This is a genomic window from Rathayibacter sp. AY1C5, from assembly GCF_002931705.1.
GTDB lineage: Bacteria > Actinomycetota > Actinomycetes > Actinomycetales > Microbacteriaceae > Rathayibacter.
This window is the reverse complement of record NZ_PSWD01000001.1, coordinates 219,497-233,376: the sequence shown is the minus strand read 5'-3', so window position 1 is coordinate 233,376 and position 13,880 is coordinate 219,497. Positions and strand designations below refer to the sequence as shown.

The window sequence follows — 13,880 nt, the reverse complement described above, 5'->3', positions numbered from 1 at the left end:
GCGGAGGACAAAGCCGGTACCGGCGATCTCGCGCTCTCGCCGTCACCGCGAAGCCTGCGCGGCGCTCCCGTTCGGAGAGGGCTGATCGTGCGTCGCGGCGTTCTCCGCAAGGCGGAGGAGGAAGCGGTACCGGCGGTGTCGCGCCCGACGCTGTCGCCGCGAAGCCGGCGCCCCCCGTCTGGAGAGGGCTGATCGTGCGTCGCGGCGTTCTCCGCAAGGCGGAGGAGGAAGCGGTACCGGCGATCTCGCGTCCTCCGCTGTCGCCGCGAAGCCGGCGCCCCCCCGTCTGGAGAGGGCTGATCGTGCGTCGCGGCGTTCTCCGCAAGGCGGAGGAGGAAGCGGTACCGTCGGTATCGCGCCTTACGCTGTCGCCGTGAAGCCGGCGCCCCCCCGTCTGGAGAGGGCTGATCGTGCGTCGCGGCGTTCTCCGCAAGGCGGAGGAGGAAGCGATACCGGCGGTATCGCGCCCGACGCTGTCGCCGCGAAGCCGGCGCCCCCCCCGTCTGGAGAGGGCTGATCGTGCGTCGCGGCGTTCTCCGCAAGGCGGAGGAGGAAGCGATACCGGCGGTATCGCGCCCGACGACAACGCCGCGGAGAGCGCCGCGACGTGCGATCAGTGGCCGGACCAGGTCTCGACGTTGGCGACGCGGACCTCGATCTCCCGCCCGTTGGGTGCCGTGAAGCGGGCGGTGTCGCCGACGTTCAGGCCCATGATCGCCGATCCGAGGGGGCTCTGGGGGCTGTAGACGTCGAGGTCGCTCTCGCCCGCCATCTCGCGGTTGCCGAGGAGGAAGCGGGACTCGTCGCCGGCGATCTCGGCGGTGATGATGGTGCCGGCCTCGACGACTCCGTGGCTCTCGGGGGGCGTGCCGATCTCGGCTTCGCGGAGGAGGGAGGTCAGCTGGCGGATGCGGGCCTCGATCTTGCCCTGCTCGTCCTTCGCGGCGTGGTAGCCGCCGTTCTCCTTCAGGTCGCCCTCCTCGCGGGCGACCTCGATGCGCTTGGCGATCTCCTCGCGTCCGTTGGTGGACAGCTCGGTGAGCTCCGCCTCGAGGCGGTCGTACGACTCCTGGGTCATCCAGGTCACCTGTGACTGGTCGGCCATGGTGGGCTCCTGCTCTGCGGGCCGCGCTCGCGGCGCCCGGCAGCACCGTGCGGAGGTGTCCGCGTCCGGCGGTGGGGACGGCCGGCGTCAGGCGGCGGTGGGAATGGCGAGGCCCCGACGAGTCCGTCAGGGCTTCGGGCAAGCCTACGGGAGCCAGCAGGAGGAGATCAAACCTGTGTTCGCGAGCTCGGTGGTGCGGACGGTCTCCGTGTAGGAGCGGAAGCGCTCCGTCGTGGCGGGGTACTCCACGACCAGCCAGCCGACCACGGCGGACTGCTCGTTGAGGGCCTGGACCGCGCAGGCGACCTCGCGGCCGACGGGCGCGGTGAGGTCGAAGGAGACGGTGACGGTGCGGTCGTCGACGACCTGGTGCGCGGTGTCCTGGACGTCCACTCCGCCGCGTGCTCCGTCGAGTCCGGCCCAGACGACCCAGGCGGCGAAGACGGCGACGAAGGCGAGCGCGACGCCGCCGAAGAGCCAGCGGTTCCCGCGGCGGGTGCGAGTCGTGCGGCCGTAGCGGGTGGCGAGGGGTCCGGCGGCGCGGACCGCGTCCGGATCGAGTGCGGGCGCGGCGGCTCCCTCGACGCTCTCGGACGTGCGGGCGGCCACGGAACTCCCTGGGTGATGCGTCTACTCTGGACGGGTGGCGCGCGTCCTACGCGGACGGGAGCGCCGATCCCATTAAACCCCGAGGAATCGAGCGATCGTGTCCCAGGCCGTCGAGGTCTCCGTCGATTCGGAGGTGCGGGACACTCCGCGCCTTCTCGCCGTGCACGCCCATCCTGACGACGAGTCGAGCAAGGGCGCGGCGACGCTGGCCGCCTACGCCTCGCGGGGCGCCGAGGTCATGGTCGTCTCCTGCACCGGAGGCGAGGCCGGCTCCGTGCTGAACGAGGGCCTCGAGGCCCGCGCGCACGCCGAGCGCGACATCGGCGGCCTCCGCCGCTACGAGATGGCGGCCGCTCGCGAGGCGCTCGGCGTCGAGCACGCCTGGCTCGGCTTCGTCGACTCCGGCATGCCCGAGGACGGGAAGGTCGACGCCGCCTCGTTCGCGGGTCTGCCGCTCGCCACGGCCGCCGCTCCGCTCGTGCGCCTGGTCCGCCGGTTCCGGCCGCACGTGATCATCAGCTACGACGAGAACGGCGGCTACCCGCACCCCGACCACATCCGCGCCCACCAGGTCGCCGTCGAGGCCTACCGCGCGGCGGGCCTCGCCGAGGAGTACCGGGACACGGGCGCTCCGTGGTCGGTCTCGAAGCTGTACTACGACCGCGTCTTCAGCGGCCAGAAGCTGCGGGCGATCGCCGAGCACCTGCGCTCGATCGACCCGGAGGACCCGCGCCTGTCGGTCTTCGAGGAGATGAAGCGCTGGAACGAGGACACCCCGTACCTCGCGACCACGCGGGTCGTGATCTCCGGCTTCCACGATCGGCGCGATGCGGCCCTGCTGGCCCACGCCAGCCAGGTCGCTCCGGACAACGCCTTCTTCTTCCTCCCGCACGAGGCGATCGACGCCGCCTGGCCGACCGACGACTTCCAGCTCGTCGAGAGCCGGGTCGACGCGCCGACGCCCGAGACGGATCTCTTCGCCGGTCTCGACCTGGCCGAGCTCGCCCCGGGCCCGACCGCAGTCGTCCCGCCGATCGCTCCCGACCCCGAGCCCTCGGGGGACGCCCCGGTGTCCCCGGAGCCCGACGGCTCCGGCGTCGTCGTCGCCGACGAGGTGCGCGCGTGATCGCCGCGCTGCTCGAGGGCGCCCAGCGCGCCGTCGTCCTCGCCTCCACGACGGTGCCGACCCCCGGCCCCGAGTTCAACGAGGACACGGTCACGCCGGGCCTCTTCGGCTTCATCACGATGCTCGTGATCGCTCTGGCCGCCGTCCTCCTCGCGCTCGACATGGTCCGGCGCGTGCGGCGCACCACCTACACCGCCCAGGTGAAGGAGCGGCTCGACGCCGAGGAGGCGGAGCGCAGCGAGGGCTGAGCCCGGCCCGCACCGGTGGGCCCGGGCCCCGCTAGGCGTTGTAGGCGGGGTGGAGCGAGACGATCAGCGCCGCCGTCCAGTGGCAGAGGAACGCCACGGCCGTGAGCGCGTGGAAGATCTCGTGGAAGCCGAAGACGCCCGGGACCGGGTTGGGCTTCTTGATCCCGTAGATCACGGCGCCCGCGGAGTAGCAGAGCCCCCCGACGAGGACGAGCACCATCATCGTCGCGCTGGCCTCGAAGAGCGGACCGAGGTACATCACGGCCGCCCAGCCCAGCAGCAGGTAGAGCGGCACGTAGAGCCAGCGCGGCGCCCCGATCCAGAAGACGCGGAAGCCGATCCCGAGCAGCGCCCCCGCCCAGACCAGGACCAGCAGGAGCGTGCCCTGCGCGGGCGGCAGGGCGAGCACGGCCAGCGGCGTGTAGGTGCCGGCGATCAGCAGGAAGATGTTGGCGTGGTCGATCCGCTTGAGGATCATCTTCGTCCGCGGCTTCCAGTCGAAGCGGTGGTACAGAGCGGAGTTGCCGAAGAGCAGGAGCGACGTGGCCGCGAACACCGCGGCCGCCCACTTCGCCGCGGTCCCCTCCGCGACCACGATCAGCACCACTCCGGCGACGATCGCGAGCGGGAAGAGGCCGGCGTGGATCCAGCCGCGCCAGGTGGGCCGGACCTCCGCCGAGGAGTCGTGCTCGATCGCGTCCTCGACGAGGGGGAGGGCGGGCAGGTCCGGGCCGTCCGCTCCGACGGCGTCTCTGCCGCGGACAGTGCGGGCGCGGGGATCGGACGGGGGAGGCGTCGGCCGCTGGCTCATGCCGGACAGACTACGACGCCGTCCCGGGCCGACGCCGAGCGCCGCCGGGCTTCGAGGAGCGCCCCGGGTCGACTACCGTGTCACTGTGCCGAAGCCGAGACTGCCTGTGGGAAGGGACCTCCTCTACGGCGTCTACAAGAAGCGCCTCCGCTCGAGCCTTCCCCCCGACTCCCTGCCGAACCACGTCGCGATGATCATCGACGGCAACCGGCGCTGGGCGCGGCAGCGGGCCCTCGAGACCGCCGCGCACGGCCACCGGGCCGGAGCCGCCAAGGTGCACGAGTTCCTGCAGTGGTGCGACGAGCTCGGTGTGCGCCACGTCACCCTCTACCTGCTCTCGCAGGACAACCTCGTCGGCCGCGACAGCAGCGAGCTGACCGAGCTGATCGCGATCATCGCCGACCTCGCCGAGGAGGTCTCCCAGCAGCCCGACTGGCGGGTGCAGCACGTCGGCTCCGACGAGGGCCTCCCGCCCTCGCTCGTGGCGGCGCTCGACACGGCGGAGGCGCGCACCGCCTCCCACACGGGCCTGCACGTCAACCTCGCGGTCGGCTACGGCGGGCGGCACGAGATCGCCCAGGCCGTGCGGAGCATCCTGGAGGAGCACGGCAAGCGCGGCTCCTCCATCGAGGACGTCGCGGGCCTGCTGACCCCGGAGCTCATCGGCGAGCACCTGTACACCAGCGGGCAGCCCGACCCGGATCTGGTCATCCGCACCTCGGGTGAGCAGCGCCTCTCCGACTTCATGCTCTGGCAGAGCGCGCACAGCGAGTTCTACTTCATGGAGGCGCTCGGCCCCGACATCCGCGAGGTCGACTTCCTCCGCGCGCTCCGCGACTACGCCGGACGGCACCGCCGCTTCGGCAGCTGACCTCGCGGCTCCTGCCGCACCACCGACCGGAAGGGCCGGCATGAGCTCGAACGAGGCCACCTCCACCACGACCGAGGACTACCTCGCCGGCTTCGGCGAGGAGACCGGGTACCTCGACTTCGGCCGGGTGGGCCCGCTCTCGGCGACCGTCGCCGCCGAGCAGGAGGCGGCCGTCGAGCTGCTGGCGCGCGCGCGCAGCGGCACCCTCGACGAGCTGTTCCGGCAGGACGAGCGCGTCCGGGAGGCGGCGGCGGCGCTCGTGCGCGTCCCCAGCGACCGCGTCGTCTTCCAGCCCAACACCTCGACCGGCCTCCTGCACGCGCTGTTCGGCGCCTCGGGCGCGGTGCTGCTGTCGGCCGCGGAGTTCCCGAGCCTGCCGTTCGCGGCGGTGCGCTCGGCGCAGGCTCTCGGCTCGGTGGAGCCCCGCTGGCTGCGGACCGAGCAGGGACGGGTGACGCCGGAGGCGGTCCGCGAGCAGCTCACGGACGACGTGACGACCGTCGCGGTGAGCCTGGTCGACTCCCGCACGGGCTACCTCGCGGACGTCGCGGCGATCCGTGACGTGATCAGCGACCGGATGCTCGTCCTCGACGCGATCCAGGGCTTCGGCGTCGTCGACGCGCCCTACGAGCTGGCGGACGTGGTCGTCACCGGCGGCCAGAAGTGGCTCCGCGCCGGCTGGGGGACGGGCTTCCTCGCGCTCAGCGAGCGGGCGCTGTCGCAGCTGACCCCGGTGCTCTCCGGCTGGACGGGATCGGAGCAGGCGGAGCCGTGGGACGAGGTGGCTCCGCCGCGCGGCGACGCCCGCGCCTTCAGCATCAGCAACCCGGACCCGATCGCCCAGGCCCGGCTCGCGTCGGCGCTGGAGGAGGTCGCCGCGGTCGGGCAGTCGACGATCGCCGCGCTCGTGGCGGAGCGGGTCAGCGCGATCGTCGACCTCGCGGACGAGTTCGGACTGGCGGTCGTGGGCTCCCGCGGCGAGCACGAGCGCGCCGGCATCGTGGTCGTCGAGCCGGAGCCGGAGGAGCTGGCCCCGCTGGCAGCCTCCCTCGCCGCGCACGGCGTCACCGCGCGCCTGCGTCCGAGCACCGTCCGCTTCAGCGCGCACGCCGGCACCACCGACGCGACCCTCGCGCTGCTCCGCGCCGCCCTGATCTCGTCGGCCACGAGCATCGACTACTAGGCCGGATTCCGCGCGTTCACACACTGGTTACACATTCGTAGCGGTGAGAAGCACACGGATGTCATTCGCCGGGTTAGGTTCGAGTCATCAGGTACAGCGCCTGGTCGAGACGGCCACAGAAGTACGGCTCGACATCGCGCAGACGCCGAAGGGACACTGCGCGGTGCACGACACGCACCGATGAGGCCGGCTCGAGGACATGAGCCGGGGGCTCCGGCCCCCGGAGTGTGGAGAGTCGTCGTGACAGTTCCCCAGGGCATGGATCCGCAGACCGGGACGCAGGGCGGCGTCCACCGCCGTGTCCAGCACGGGTCCTCGGATCCGGCCGATCAGCTCCTCCGCACCTACGTCCTGGACACCTCGGTGCTGCTGTCGGATCCCTCCTCGATGTTCCGGTTCGCGGAGCACGCCGTCGTGCTGCCGATCGTCGTCATCAGCGAGCTCGAGGGCAAGCGCAACGATCCCGAGATCGGCTACTTCGCCCGGCAGGCCCTGCGCCGCCTCGACGAGCTGCGCGTGCAGCACGAGCGCCTCGACTTCCCCATCGCCGTCGGCCGCGGCGGCACGCTCCGCGTCGAGCTCAACCACTCGAACATGTCGGTGCTGCCGAGCGGGCTCCAGATGGGCGACAACGACGCGAGGATCCTCGCCGTCGCGCTCAACCTGCAGAGCGAGGGCGCCGCGGTGACCGTCGTGTCCAAGGACATGCCGATGCGCGTGAAGGCCGCCTCCATCGGCCTCGCCGCGGAGGAGTACCTGGCCGAGCAGGCCCCCGAGTCCGGTTGGACCGGCATGGACGACGTGACGCTCGGCGGCGACGCGATGAGCGAGCTCTACGACCGCGAGCGGCTCTTCACGGACGTCGTGGCCGACATCCCGGTCAACACCGGACTCGTCGTCCATTCCGACCGCGGCTCCGCTCTCGCGAGGGTCACTGGCAAGCGGCAGATCACGCTGGTCCGCGGCGACAAGGACGTGTTCGGCCTGCACGGGCGGTCGGCGGAGCAGCGGCTCGCGATCGACCTGCTGCTCGACCCGGAGGTCGGCATCGTCTCGCTCGGCGGCCGGGCCGGCACCGGCAAGTCGGCGCTGGCGCTCTGCGCGGGCCTGGAGGCGGTGCTGGAGAAGCGCCAGCACAAGAAGATCATGGTCTTCCGGCCGCTCTACGCGGTGGGCGGCCAGGACCTCGGCTTCCTGCCCGGCGACGCGGCTGAGAAGATGAACCCCTGGGCGCAGGCGGTCTTCGACACGCTCGGGGCGCTGGTGTCGCAGAACGTGCTCGACGAGGTGATCGAGCGCGGGATGCTCGAGGTGCTGCCGCTCACGCACATCCGCGGGCGCTCGCTGCACGACGCGTTCGTGATCGTCGACGAGGCGCAGTCGCTGGAGCGGAACGTCCTGCTCACGGTGCTCTCGCGCGTCGGGCAGAACTCCCGGGTGGTGCTGACCCACGACGTGGCGCAGCGCGACAACCTCCGGGTCGGCCGGCACGACGGGGTCGCCTCCGTGATCGAGACGCTGAAGGGCCACCCGCTGTTCGCGCACGTCACGCTGACCCGCTCCGAGCGCTCGGCGATCGCCGCTCTGGTCACCGAGATGCTGGAATCGAACGAGCTCGCCTGACGGGCTCGCCGTGCGTCCGGCCCGTGGGATCCGAGGATCCCCGGGCCGGGCGCGTCCCTGCAGGGCACCGGGGCGTAGCGTGGACGGGTGAGCATCCTCGACGACGCGCTCCTCGAGCGCTTCCGCACCCGCGCGGCCGACTACGACGAGCGCAACGCGTTCTGCGCGGACGACCTGGAGGAGCTGCGCTCGATCGGGTACCTGGCGCTGCTCGTCCCCGAGGAGCTCGGCGGTGCCGGCCTCGGCCTGGAGCAGGCGGCCGCCGAGCAGACGCGCCTCGCGACGGCCGCGCCCGCGACCGCGCTCGCCGTCAACATGCACCTGGTCTGGACCGGGATCGCGCGACTCCTGCTCGAGCGGGGCGACGACTCCCTCCGCTCGGTTCTCGTCGACGCCGCGACGGGTCACGTCTTCGCCTTCGGCAACAGCGAGGCGGGCAACGACCTGGTGCTCTCGGATTCGCTGACGCGGGCGGAGCCGCTCGGGGACGGCGGCTACCGCTTCACCGGCACGAAGGTCTTCACCTCCCTCGCGCCCGCTTGGACGCGGCTCGGCGTGTTCGGCCGCGACGACAGCGGGTCGGAGCCGCGGCTCGTGCACGGCTTCGTGCACCGTGAGCGCCCGGACTCGCCGGTCGCCGGGCTCGAGGTCCGCGACGACTGGGACACGCTCGGCATGCGGGCGACCCAGAGCCGCACGACGGTGCTCGACGGCGTCGTCGTCCCGGCCGAGCGGATGATCCGCTCGCTGCCCGTCGGACCGACCGCCGACCCCTTCGTCTTCGCCGTCTTCGCGGCCTTCGAGCTGCTGATCTCCTCGGTCTACCTCGGTGTCGCGCAGCGCGCGCTCGAGCTCGCCGTCGCCTCCGTCCGCCGACGGGCCTCCCTCCGGGCGGGAGGGCGGCCACTGGCGGAGGACCCCGAGGTGCGGCACCGGGTGGCTGAGACCGGGATGCTGCTCGACGGGCTCGAGGCGCCCCTGCGCTCGGCGGCGGCCGACGTGGACGCGCTCGTCGACCGCGGCGCGCGCTGGTTCCCCTCGCTGGTCGGGGTGAAGATCCGCACCACGGAGGGAGCGCTCCGCGTGGTCGAGAGCGCCGTCCGGATCGCGGGCGGCTCGGCGTACCAGCGCCGGTCGGAGCTCGGTCGCCTCTACCGCGACGTGCTCGCCGGGCAGTTCCACCCCTCCGACGACGCGTCGGCGCACGGCGCCTGGGCGTCGCTCCTGCTGGGACCGCTGCCGCCGCACGACTGAGGCCGGGATGGGACCCGCCGCCGCCCGAGCACGCCGGCGGGCCGCCCTGTGGAGAACTCCGACGCCCCGAGGGCGTCGCCCCCTAGTCTCGGCGGATGCTCCGCGGATCTCTGCTCGACCGGGCCGCCCTGCTCCTCGGCGCCCTGGTGCTCCTCTTGATCGGGGCCCCGCACCTCGGTCGGGCGCCCGGCCTCGTCCCGGTGGCGCTCGTGAGCGTGCCGCTGGTGCTGGCGGACGTGCGCGGGCACCGGCTCCCGAACGCGGTCACGCTCCCGCTGCTGGTGGTCGGAGCCGTCCTCGCGCCCACGGCGGGGACGCTTCTCGCCGTCCTCGCGACGGTGCTGTGCCTGGGCGTGCTGCATGCGGCGGGCGGGCTGGGCCTCGGCGACGTGAAGCTCCAGGCGGCCCTCGCACCGCCGCTCGCGGCTCTCGGACCCGAGCAGGTCGTCGCTGCGCCCGCTGTCGGTTTCGCGGTGGCAGGGCTGTGGGTGCTCGTGCTGCGCGCCCGCGGACGGGTCGCGTTCGGACCGTTCCTGCTCACGGGGTTCTGGCTGGTGCTCTGACGGCCCGCCTCCGCGCCGAGCGCAGGGACGGGCCGTCGGAGGGCCGGGCTCAGCCGGGGCGGGTCATCGACATGACGTCGAGGGCGCTGTCGAGCTGCTCCTCCGTCACCTCGCCTCGCTCGACGAAGCCGAGGTCCACGACCGACTCGCGGACGGTGATCCCCTTGGCGACCGAGTTCTTCGCGACCTTGGCGGCGGCCTCGTAGCCGATCACCTTGTTGAGCGGCGTGACGATCGAGGGGGAGGACTCGGCGAGGGCGCGGGCGTGCTCGACGTCGGCCTCGAGGCCGTCGACGGTCTTGTCGGCGAGCAGCACGGCGGAGTTCGCGAGGAGGCGGATCGACTCCAGCAGCGCCGTCCCCATGACGGGGATCGCGACGTTGAGCTCGAAGGCACCCGAGGCGCCGGCCCAGGCGATGGTGGCGTCGTTGCCGATCACGCGCGCGCAGACCATGAGGACGGCCTCCGGGATCACCGGGTTCACCTTGCCGGGCATGATCGAGGATCCGGGCTGGAGGTCGGGGATCCGCAGCTCTCCGAGGCCGGTGTTGGGGCCGGAGCCCATCCAGCGGAGGTCGTTGTTGATCTTGGTCAGGCTCACCGCGAGCACGCGCAGCGCTCCGGAGGCCTCGACCAGCGAGTCCCGCGCGCCCTGGGCCTCGAAGTGGTTGCGGGCCTCGGTGACGGGAAGGCCCGTCTCCTCCGCGAGGCGCGCGATGACCTTCTGCGGGAAGCCGGCGGGGGTGTTGATCCCGGTGCCGACCGCGGTGCCGCCGAGCGGGACCTCGGCGACGCGGGGGAGCGCCGACCGCACGCGCTCGATGCCGAGGCGGATCTGCGCGGCGTAGCCGCCGAACTCCTGGCCGAGCGTGACGGGGGTGGCGTCCATCAGGTGGGTGCGGCCGGCCTTGACGACCTCGGCCCACTGCTCCGCCTTGACCTCGAGCGACTCGGCGAGCTGCTCGAGCGAGGGGATCAGCGACTCGATGAGCGCGCCGGTGACGGCGACGTGGACCGAGGTGGGGAACACGTCGTTGGAGGACTGCGAGGCGTTGACGTGGTCGTTCGGGTGCACGGTGCGGCCGAGGGCCGTGGTCGCCAGCGAGCCCAGCACCTCGTTCATGTTCATGTTCGAGGACGTGCCCGAGCCGGTCTGGTAGACGTCGATCGGGAAGTGCGCGTCGTAGCCGCCCCCGACGACGAGGTCGGCCGCGTCGGCGATCGCCGTGGCGATGTCGGCGTCGAGCACGCCCAGCTCGGCGTTGGCCAGCGCCGCCGCCTTCTTGATGCGCGCGAGGGCCGCGATCTGGGCCGGCTCGAGCCCCGCACCCGAGATCGGGAAGTTCTCGACCGCCCGCTGGGTCTGCGCGGCGTAGAGGGCGTCGCGGGGGACCCGCACCTCGCCCATCGTGTCGTGCTCGATGCGGAAGTCGCCGGAGTCGTCGGTCGGGGAGTGATCCACCACGCTGTGTTCGTCCTTGTCTGATCGGTTGGTGCTGTGCTGTCCGGAGCCGCTCACGCGGGATCCGATCCCACCGCGCTCGGAGCGGCGGCGGAGGAGGCCGAGCCGGAGTCGCGCTCCAGCTCGGAGACGTAGGGGCTGAGCTCGGGCGGATCGATGCCGAGCACGACATCGGACATCACGGTGCCGTCCGAGAGCCGGTAGTTGGCGCCCACGAGGGCGAGCCGCCCGGTCGCGACAGCGTCGGCGATCAGCGGGGAGCGCTGGAGCAGCTCGGCGACCGTGTCGCGCAGGTGCTCGCGGCCGACGGCCAGCGCGTCGGTCGCCGACGGGTCGACGAGCACGCGGCCGTCCGGCTGGGCGCCCACGAGGCGGCGCACCGCGGGGATGATCGGCTCGATCAGGTGCTCGATGTGCGGGGGGAGCCGCTCGGCGCCGGGCGCCTGCGACTGGATCGCCGCCCGGACCGCTCCGCACTCGTCGTGGCCGAGCACGAGCAGCACCTTCACGCCGAGGACGGCGACGCCGTACTCCAGCGAGCCGATGATGGAGTCGGCGATCACCTGGCCGGCGTTGCGGACGACGAAGAGGTCGCCGAGCCCCAGGTCGAAGATGATCTCGGCCGCGAGGCGGGAGTCGCTGCAGCCGAAGAGCGCGGCGAGCGGGGCCTGCGCGGCGGCGAGCTCGGCGCGGCGCTCGACGTCCTGGCGGGGGTGGCGGGGCTCGCCGGCGACGAAGCGCTGGTTGCCGCGGAGCATCTCCTTCCAGACCCACGCCGGCGGGCGGGACTCGCGGGGGACGGTGCTGCTGGTTCCGAGGCTCATCGGGACTCCTCCTGGCCGATCTGCGGGGTGATGGCGTCCACGACCAGGCGGATCTCGTCCGTCGGGGCCGTGCCGTAGACGAGGTAGGTGCTGGAGCCCTCCGTCGTCTCGAGTGCGTAGGGCGTGTTGCCGGTGTCTTCGCCGGAGTCGCGGTGGTCGTAGACGGTCCAGTCGCGGCCGTCGATCGTCTCGACGCCGGTCGCCGCCCGGCGGTCGAGCTGCGTCGCGACCCAGGCCGCGTCCGCGTCGAGCCCCTGGCTCAGGCCGATGTAGCCCGCCTTCGGGGTGATCAGGCCGACGTACCAGTAGTCGGTGCCGTTCTCGCGGCGGAGCTCGGCCGCGTTGGCCTTCCAGCCGTCGGGCAGGGAGGGCACGGCGAGCGTCTGCTCCTCGCCCAGCTGGACCTGTGCGGCGACGCGGGGGACGTCGACCGAGGAGAGCTCCACGGTGTCGCCGCGGGGGACGAGCAGGACGATGAGCGCTACGGCGCCGACGGTCGCGAGCAGCGAGAAGACGAGGTTGTTGACCGTCTTGCGCTGACGGTAGAGCCGGGAGTTCTCGGCCTTGCGTGCGGCCGTCTCGGCCGCCGTCTCCGGGCGCCCGAGCTCGGCGACGACCCGCGCGGGCTTCGCGCGGCTCATCCGGCGGCCGCCCCTCCGGAGCGGGCCGCGTCCAGCCGGGCGCGTGCTCCGATCAGCCACTCCTCGCAGCGGGCGGCGAGGGCCTCGCCGCGCTCCCACAGGGCGAGCGAGCGCTCGAGGGTGGAGCTGCCCTGCTCGAGCTCGGAGACGACGCGGACGAGCTCGTCGCGCGCCTGCTCGTAGGAGAATCCCGAGACGTCGGAGTCGGTCGCCGGGGCGTCGGGGGAGTCGGGCATGGGTCTGATCCTATCGATCGGGGCTGAGGGGGACGGGTGGCGCGGCGGGCTCAGGACCGGCCGGCGGGATCGCCGGTGGGCCCCTCGGAGCGGGCGCCGACGGCCCCCTCCGCGAGCGTGAGGACGAGTGCGCCGCCGGCCGGCGCGTCACCGGGCGCCCGGACGACGTGCCCGGCCGCGTTCTGGACGATCGCGTAGCCGCGGTCGAGGGTGTGCTGGGGGGAGAGGGCGCGCAGGTGGCCGTGCAGGCGCTCGACCTCGAGGTGCGCGCGCTCGAGGCGGCGGTCCACCAGCTCGGCGCCGCGCGCGACCCAGCGGGTCAGCTCCTCGGAGTGCCGATCGACCAGCACGTGCGGCTGGGCGAGCACCGGCCGCGAGCGCAGCTGCGAGAGCCGGTCGATCTCGTGCGAGACGAGCCCGCTCACGCGGCCGGTCATCCGCAGCCGGGCCTGCTGCACGCGCAGCAGCTCGTCGGAGACGTCGGGCACGACCCTCTTCGCGGCGTCGGTGGGAGTGGAGGCGCGCAGGTCGGCGACGTCGTCGAGCAGCGGGCGGTCGGCCTCGTGGCCGATCGCGCTGACGACCGGAGTGGAGCAGGCGGCGACGGCGCGCACGAGCGCCTCGTCGCTGAAGCCGAGCAGGTTCTGGAAGTCGCCGCCTCCGCGGGCGATCACGATCACGTCGATGCTGTCGTCGGCCTCGAGGGTCCGCAGGGCCGAGAGCACCTCCGGGACCGTCCGGTCGCCCTGCACGGCCGAGTGGACCACCCGGAAGCGCACGGCCGGCCAGCGCAGCTGCGCGTTCCGCAGCACGTCCTTCTCGGCGTCCGAGTCCTTGCCGGTGATGAGGCCCACGCCGTGCGGGAGGAACGGCAGCGGCTTCTTGCGGGAGGCGTCGAACAGCCCCTCCGACGCCAGCTGCCGGCGGAGCCGCTCGAGCTTCTCGAGCAGATCGCCCAGGCCGACGTGGCGCATCTCGAAGACCTGCATCGAGAGCGTGCCGCCCTTGACCCAGTAGTTGGGCTTCACCAGCGCGATGACCCGATCGCCCTGCTTGAGGTCGGCCGGGAGGCGGCTCCGCACCGACGACCAGACGGTGAAGCCGACCGTCGCGTCTCCGGACAGGTCCTTCAGCTTCCCGTAGACGTTGCCGCCGGACGCGCCCCACTGGGTGATCTCGCCCTCGACCCACGCGGTCCCGAGGCGCTCGATCCAGCCCTTGATCTTGCTGGCGAGCAGGCCGACCGGCCAGGGTGCGTCGGCGGTGGGTGGGGCGTCGGTCATCGCTGCCTCTGCTCGGAGGGACGGGGGGAGCGGGAGTGCCC

The 13,880-nt window shown here is 72.9% G+C and carries 15 protein-coding genes; 7 read left to right on the top strand and 8 right to left on the bottom strand.

Annotated elements, in window-relative coordinates; genetic code table 11:
- Positions 1-613: 613 nt before the first annotated feature.
- A complete protein-coding gene (gene greA / locus C5C57_RS01075) occupies positions 614-1,105 on the bottom strand; it encodes a transcription elongation factor GreA (RefSeq protein WP_104225519.1) in 492 nt (163 codons plus the stop codon).
- A 144-nt stretch (positions 1,106-1,249) separates the two neighbouring features.
- On the bottom strand, positions 1,250-1,714 hold the full coding sequence (locus C5C57_RS01070; protein ID WP_104232767.1) for a DUF4307 domain-containing protein: 465 nt from the start codon (positions 1,712-1,714) through the stop codon (positions 1,250-1,252).
- Positions 1,715-1,811: 97 nt separating this feature from the next.
- Between C5C57_RS01070 and mca the strand changes: the two genes are divergently transcribed.
- Both mca and C5C57_RS01060 read left to right on the top strand, forming a co-directional pair.
- The gene (mca, locus tag C5C57_RS01065; protein ID WP_258063623.1) at positions 1,812-2,840 is read left to right on the top strand and encodes a mycothiol conjugate amidase Mca; all 1,029 of its coding nucleotides are present in this window, start codon (positions 1,812-1,814) and stop codon (positions 2,838-2,840) included.
- Positions 2,837-3,088, top strand: a complete 252-nt coding sequence (locus tag C5C57_RS01060) for a hypothetical protein (RefSeq protein WP_104224426.1) — start codon at positions 2,837-2,839, stop codon at positions 3,086-3,088. Before mca ends, C5C57_RS01060 begins: the two co-directional genes overlap by 4 nt.
- Positions 3,089-3,119: 31 nt before the next feature.
- Here C5C57_RS01060 and C5C57_RS01055 read toward each other — a convergent pair whose 3' ends face one another.
- Positions 3,120-3,899 carry a hemolysin III family protein gene (locus C5C57_RS01055; protein WP_104246632.1) on the bottom strand — a complete coding sequence of 260 codons (780 nt, stop codon included), beginning with the start codon at positions 3,897-3,899 and terminating at the stop codon, positions 3,120-3,122.
- Positions 3,900-4,005: 106 nt separating this feature from the next.
- Here C5C57_RS01055 and C5C57_RS01050 point away from each other — a divergent pair, with 106 nt between their 5' ends.
- The 5 genes from C5C57_RS01050 to C5C57_RS01030 all read left to right on the top strand — a co-directional run bounded on the left by C5C57_RS01050 (position 4,006) and on the right by C5C57_RS01030 (position 9,393).
- Positions 4,006-4,770 (top strand): isoprenyl transferase, encoded by a 765-nt coding sequence (locus C5C57_RS01050; protein ID WP_279630826.1) that lies wholly within the window; start codon positions 4,006-4,008, stop codon positions 4,768-4,770.
- 40 nt (positions 4,771-4,810) lie between these two features.
- The gene (locus tag C5C57_RS01045) at positions 4,811-5,953 is read left to right on the top strand and encodes an aminotransferase class V-fold PLP-dependent enzyme (RefSeq protein ID WP_104297176.1); all 1,143 of its coding nucleotides are present in this window, start codon (positions 4,811-4,813) and stop codon (positions 5,951-5,953) included.
- A 258-nt stretch (positions 5,954-6,211) separates the two neighbouring features.
- Entirely contained in the window at positions 6,212-7,576 is a 1,365-nt protein-coding gene (locus C5C57_RS01040; protein WP_104224423.1) for a PhoH family protein, read from the top strand.
- A gap of 87 nt (positions 7,577-7,663) precedes the next feature.
- Complete coding sequence (locus C5C57_RS01035) at positions 7,664-8,830, top strand: acyl-CoA dehydrogenase family protein (protein WP_104246630.1); 1,167 nt, start codon at positions 7,664-7,666, stop codon at positions 8,828-8,830.
- A gap of 95 nt (positions 8,831-8,925) precedes the next feature.
- Positions 8,926-9,393, top strand: a complete 468-nt coding sequence (locus C5C57_RS01030) for a prepilin peptidase (protein ID WP_104297175.1) — start codon at positions 8,926-8,928, stop codon at positions 9,391-9,393.
- Positions 9,394-9,442: 49 nt separating this feature from the next.
- Here the strand turns inward: C5C57_RS01030 and C5C57_RS01025 are convergent, their stop codons facing one another.
- Genes C5C57_RS01025 through xseA form a run of 5 tightly spaced genes read right to left on the bottom strand, consistent with a single transcriptional unit; the run spans position 9,443 to position 13,839 of the window.
- Positions 9,443-10,858: an aspartate ammonia-lyase gene (locus C5C57_RS01025; RefSeq protein ID WP_104246628.1), complete on the bottom strand. Its 1,416-nt coding sequence runs from the start codon at positions 10,856-10,858 to the stop codon at positions 9,443-9,445.
- Positions 10,859-10,908: 50 nt separating this feature from the next.
- A complete protein-coding gene (locus C5C57_RS01020; RefSeq protein WP_208543312.1) occupies positions 10,909-11,679 on the bottom strand; it encodes a carbonic anhydrase in 771 nt (256 codons plus the stop codon).
- Positions 11,676-12,320, bottom strand: coding sequence for a DUF4245 domain-containing protein (locus tag C5C57_RS01015; RefSeq protein ID WP_104246627.1), 645 nt, complete (start codon positions 12,318-12,320; stop codon positions 11,676-11,678). Before C5C57_RS01015 ends, C5C57_RS01020 begins: the two co-directional genes overlap by 4 nt.
- Positions 12,317-12,556 carry an exodeoxyribonuclease VII small subunit gene (locus C5C57_RS01010; RefSeq protein ID WP_104224418.1) on the bottom strand — a complete coding sequence of 80 codons (240 nt, stop codon included), beginning with the start codon at positions 12,554-12,556 and terminating at the stop codon, positions 12,317-12,319. Before C5C57_RS01010 ends, C5C57_RS01015 begins: the two co-directional genes overlap by 4 nt.
- Positions 12,557-12,606: 50 nt before the next feature.
- The gene (xseA, locus tag C5C57_RS01005) at positions 12,607-13,839 is read right to left on the bottom strand and encodes an exodeoxyribonuclease VII large subunit (protein WP_104224417.1); all 1,233 of its coding nucleotides are present in this window, start codon (positions 13,837-13,839) and stop codon (positions 12,607-12,609) included.
- Positions 13,840-13,880: the final 41 nt, after the last annotated feature.

Coding starts and splice junctions, on each gene's coding strand:
- greA (WP_104225519.1), bottom strand. CDS start 1,105: ATGGCCGACCAGTCACAGGTGACCTGGATGACCCAGGAGTCGTACGAC.
- C5C57_RS01055 (WP_104246632.1), bottom strand. CDS start 3,899: ATGAGCCAGCGGCCGACGCCTCCCCCGTCCGATCCCCGCGCCCGCACT.
- C5C57_RS01045 (WP_104297176.1), top strand. CDS start 4,811: ATGAGCTCGAACGAGGCCACCTCCACCACGACCGAGGACTACCTCGCC.
- C5C57_RS01040 (WP_104224423.1), top strand. CDS start 6,212: ATGGATCCGCAGACCGGGACGCAGGGCGGCGTCCACCGCCGTGTCCAG.
- C5C57_RS01030 (WP_104297175.1), top strand. CDS start 8,926: ATGCTCCGCGGATCTCTGCTCGACCGGGCCGCCCTGCTCCTCGGCGCC.
- C5C57_RS01020 (WP_208543312.1), bottom strand. CDS start 11,679: ATGAGCCTCGGAACCAGCAGCACCGTCCCCCGCGAGTCCCGCCCGCCG.
- C5C57_RS01015 (WP_104246627.1), bottom strand. CDS start 12,320: ATGAGCCGCGCGAAGCCCGCGCGGGTCGTCGCCGAGCTCGGGCGCCCG.
- C5C57_RS01010 (WP_104224418.1), bottom strand. CDS start 12,556: ATGCCCGACTCCCCCGACGCCCCGGCGACCGACTCCGACGTCTCGGGA.
- xseA (WP_104224417.1), bottom strand. CDS start 13,839: ATGACCGACGCCCCACCCACCGCCGACGCACCCTGGCCGGTCGGCCTG.